Raw genomic sequence first — 290 nt, forward strand, 5'->3', positions numbered from 1 at the left:
GTCATAAGGTGAGTTGAACGAAGGATATTAGCTGCCAACCTATGGAATAGTTTGTTTTTGTCCTCTTCACGACTAAGAATCATATTTGCTGACAGGTTAATCATTGCCATAGGGTTTTTAAGATCATGAGTAAGTATATACCCAAAGGTATCTAACGCACTATTTGCACGGATAAGTTCTCTGTTCAATTTGAAGATTTCTCCTCCTCTTTGGGTAATTGTCTGTTGTATAACGTATGCTATTTTTTCAAGAAATGCAAGCTCTCTTATTTTCCAGCTTATAGCCTTCCC

1 protein-coding gene is annotated in these 290 nt (G+C 36.9%); it reads right to left on the bottom strand.

Going from position 1 to position 290, the window contains the following annotated elements; translation table 11 throughout:
• The coding region (locus SB689_RS22880; protein WP_410694360.1) for a hypothetical protein at positions 1-290 on the bottom strand (290 nt) is incomplete at both ends.

This window comes from Chryseobacterium sp. SIMBA_038 (assembly GCF_046535115.1).
Classification (GTDB): domain Bacteria; phylum Bacteroidota; class Bacteroidia; order Flavobacteriales; family Weeksellaceae; genus Chryseobacterium.